At 51.8% G+C, this 3566-nt stretch carries 6 protein-coding genes; 4 read left to right on the forward strand and 2 right to left on the reverse strand.

Annotation, left to right across the window (positions count from 1 at the left end; translation table 11 throughout):
• The first annotated feature begins 325 nt into the window (after positions 1-325).
• Together AB9K34_RS21335 and AB9K34_RS21340 are read left to right on the forward strand one after the other, a co-directional pair.
• A complete protein-coding gene (locus AB9K34_RS21335; protein WP_369956603.1) occupies positions 326-817 on the forward strand; it encodes a Panacea domain-containing protein in 492 nt (163 codons plus the stop codon).
• Positions 783-1193, forward strand: coding sequence for a hypothetical protein (locus AB9K34_RS21340; RefSeq protein ID WP_369956604.1), 411 nt, complete (start codon positions 783-785; stop codon positions 1191-1193). The genes AB9K34_RS21335 and AB9K34_RS21340 overlap by 35 nt, the downstream gene beginning before the upstream one ends.
• On the opposite strand, the gene AB9K34_RS21345 is transcribed toward AB9K34_RS21340, so the two are convergent.
• Positions 1190-2152, reverse strand: coding sequence for an IS1595 family transposase (locus tag AB9K34_RS21345; protein ID WP_369956606.1), 963 nt, complete (start codon positions 2150-2152; stop codon positions 1190-1192). The genes AB9K34_RS21340 and AB9K34_RS21345 overlap by 4 nt on opposite strands.
• Positions 2153-2256: 104 nt before the next feature.
• Between AB9K34_RS21345 and AB9K34_RS21350 the strand changes: the two genes are divergently transcribed.
• On the forward strand, positions 2257-2481 hold the full coding sequence (locus AB9K34_RS21350; protein WP_369956607.1) for a DUF6471 domain-containing protein: 225 nt from the start codon (positions 2257-2259) through the stop codon (positions 2479-2481).
• Entirely contained in the window at positions 2439-3341 is a 903-nt protein-coding gene (locus AB9K34_RS21355) for a hypothetical protein (RefSeq protein WP_369956608.1), read from the forward strand. Before AB9K34_RS21350 ends, AB9K34_RS21355 begins: the two co-directional genes overlap by 43 nt.
• Before the next feature lie 91 nt (positions 3342-3432).
• Here the strand turns inward: AB9K34_RS21355 and AB9K34_RS21360 are convergent.
• On the reverse strand, positions 3433-3566 hold a 134-nt coding region (locus AB9K34_RS21360; protein ID WP_148044812.1), incomplete at its 5' end, for a transposase.

Below are 3566 nucleotides of genomic sequence, written 5' to 3' on the forward strand. Positions count from 1 at the left end.
GCCGTCGGCATGCCCGCCTCTTGCTCCTTGATCATCCCGATAATCTGCGCCTCGGTAAAACGGCTCTTTCGCATTCGTCTGCTCCTTCAAGGTTGGGCAGACTCTACATCATGATGAGGGATTTCGCGGGGGGCAGGTCAACGCCGATGTGCTAAAGCGGGTGCGGGATGCACTACAACGTCAGCAAAAAGACGGGCATGTGGTGCAGGGTTTTGGGCCAGATGGTTGTTTTTGGCGCATCGGATGCCAGAAATGACGCACCATTCTGGTCGCCGTTTTTGCATTTTGTTAATGACATGTTATCTTGAACGTGGGAGGTGGAGACATGTTTGAAGATTGGACTCCCATCAGCGCCAAGACCGTAGCACGGTGGTTTGTTAACCAAGCCGACCGCGATGCAGGTGAGGCCATAACGCAGCTAAAACTGCAAAAGCTGGTATACTATGCGGACGCATGGTTTCTTGCAAACTTCAACAAACCACTTGTCGCTGAGGACTTTGAGGCTTGGGCGCATGGTCCCGCGATCCGTTCTTTGTATGCAAAGTACAGAGGTTACGGATGGGAAGCGCTGCCTCGGGAAAAGGGTCCGCACCCAGACCCCAACGTGGTGAACTTTCTTGAAGCTGTTTATGACGAATATGGGCAGTTCAGCGCCAAGGCATTGGAGCGAATGACGCATGATGAAGGGCCGTGGCAGCGTGCGCGCGGCGATTTGTCTCCAGAAGCGGCATCCAGCACTGTTATTCCTAAGTTAGATATCCGGAATTTTTACGCGGCTAAAATTGGCAAAAAAGAAATCAAAAAAATTCACGATTAAATCTGGTCGCGAGATTAAAGCGAACCCGATCACAGAGGATGCCGCATCCGGAGTGCGGCATGAAACCGTTGGTGTAAGCCTTCGCTATTTTCAGAAAAACCATGAGTGCTTTTCGGCATGGAGTAATCCCGACCTCAAGAAGTTCTCTGGTTTTGTAACTAAGATGGCAGGATGGTCACAAAGCCAAGTCACTCGGAACACGCGTTTTTGCCATGCTCATCAGGGTAAAGCCAAAAAACTTCCTGCGGGTGTGAGTCCAGATCAAAAGGTATGGTCTCTGGACGTCACGGGCGCTGGCCGCGCTCATGGTTTCTTTTCAAATGATACTTTTTACCTAGTGTGGCTTGATAGAGAGGGGAAGATTCTCGGCCATTAAGCCGCCCGCTGCCAATAGCCCTTCCAGGTGCGCGAAACTGGCGCTGCCATCGAGTTTGACACCACGATCTGCGCCAGTGTGCCATTATCAGTACGGCGGTTATCTTCCAGCAATGCGGCGTGGTTTGCGTACTGATAAAGATACTGCGGGCTGACGCCGTGGTGCTGACCTTCAACCATGTTGCGCAAGCGGGAGAAGAAGCTTTCAACCATGTTGGTGTGCTTGCCGTGGTCGCTGTAGACTTCGCTATGGTTCACGCGGTCAACGTCAAAGCCCTTGTGCAGCAAATCCCAATGGCTGGCTTCATCGGCTGACATGGTGGGCATGCGGCTGACGTTTTCGTTTGCCAGCGCAACGCTCTCAACCTCAGATTGAGCCACGAAGGGTAGTGTGCGCCCATCACGCTCACGCATGGCGATCACAACGCGGCGTGTGCCGGTCTGGTGTTCTTTCTTGCGACGGTCTACGCGGTCTTCCTTGCGGTTCTCAGGGCGGATGTGACCCCCAAAATACGCACCATCGATTTCAACGTGACCTTCCAGCACTTCGCCGGTCTGGATTTCTTGCGCCATTGCTTCACGCAGCTTGTGAGCCAACACAAAGGCTGTCTTGTATTGGCAATCCAGATCACGAGACAACTGAACCATGCTCATGCCCTTGGACGCATTCACGATCAGACAGATCGCGGCCAGCAGATCAACGAAGTCCATCTTGCGGATGGCAAAGATTGTGCCACTGGTCACACTGAACTGGTGGTGACACGCCTTACACTTGAACTTGCGTCGGGTGGTGATGTTGTACGCTTCACAGCATCCACAACGCGGGCAAACAGCTTCGCCTTCTGTCTCAGGCCAACGCATTTCACAGAACACTTTGTAAGCGGCATCCTCGCCAGCCTTGTAAATGCTACGAAGGCTGAGAGTGCGGGAAGCTGCTGAAAGAAGAAAGTGCTGTGCCATTGTATACTATATCCGTTATCTATATATTGAATATAGTATAATGACATACTGTTTGCAATAGGTTACATATCGCAAATGTTAGTTTTTACATCATAGGTGGATACATGCCGACGCAAAATGAATGGGAATCCAAAGCCGCGAACCTTCTCAAGGCTGAGTTGAAACGCAAGGGGGTGACTTACGCTCAACTTGTTGAAAAGCTGGGCGCTATTGGAGTCAGTGAGAAAGAGGTGAACGTCGCCAACAAGCTTTCCAGGGGGAAGTTTTCAGCGGCGTTTATGTTACAATGTCTGTCAGCCGTTGGATCATTGCAGTTGTATTTGGATTGATGTTGCCACTGGCTCTAAACGCTAAAGAAGATATTGATCAGAAGGAAATACAACCAAAAACAAGCGAGGCTAAAACCTCCGACGAACCCCCCGGCGACCCAATGCCTGTATTTCCACCTATCGCCTCCCCAACTAACCCACCCACCGACGAACATGATCAAGACGCTGCCCACCAAAGCAACAAACAGCCTTACCAGGTGCCTGAAATCATCTTGGGGGATGGGTGGGCACAGTGGGCAATGGCCTTTCTCGCCTTGGTTGGCGTCGGGATCAGCGGTTGGGCTGTTTGGCTCTTGAAGTGCACATTGGATGCAACGCAAGGAGCCATCAGGGAAGCAGAGAAGGCCACTATTGCCGCACAAGAGGCCACTGTCGTAGCCCGCGATGTTGGAGAGGCGCAGGTTCGTGCCTATGTTACTGCGAGCAAATTCAAGTGGGTAATCCCTCCAGGGCAAGAGTCGTTCGTTCGGGCTGAATGTCAGATAGAGAATCTTGGCGAAACTCCTGCGTTCGACTGCCACACTGAGTTTCAGGTCGTTGTCTTGATGACACCCGGCGCTAAAATTAGTCTGAGTGATGCTCTTAGAAGGCTTCCGCCAGTCAAAGCGCAGAATGGAGCGAGTAATGGCCCGTCTATTAAGGGTATGCCCGCAAAGATGATTACAGACGCCGCTGCCGTAGATTACCTGCCGGAGTTGGCGCGATCTGGAAGCGCCTTCATTTTTCTTCGGGGCTGGATAACCTACACGGATGTATTCAATAAGGCCCGGCGAACCGACTTCTGTATGCACATTGACAGCAATTCGATGAAGAAAGACATGCCCTTCGTCAGCAGTTCCGGCAGCAATTGTATGACCTAAGAAGATCAGCATGAACGGGTTAATCATCGCTCAAGCCCTTGGTGCGTTTTGAAGCTTTCACAATATCTGTTCAGTAAAGCTGCGATCTAGGTCATGTTGACAAATGGCGGAGCCATAGGCGGATAGATGTGATGTCGATGAAGCCAAGGAAGCTCTCGGCGGTCTTGTCGTAGCGGGTGGCGACGCGCCGGGCGTTTTTGAGCTTGTTGAAGCAGCGCTCGACCA

The organism is Sedimentitalea sp. XS_ASV28 (genome assembly GCF_041224545.1).
Taxonomy (GTDB): Bacteria; Pseudomonadota; Alphaproteobacteria; order Rhodobacterales; family Rhodobacteraceae; genus Sedimentitalea.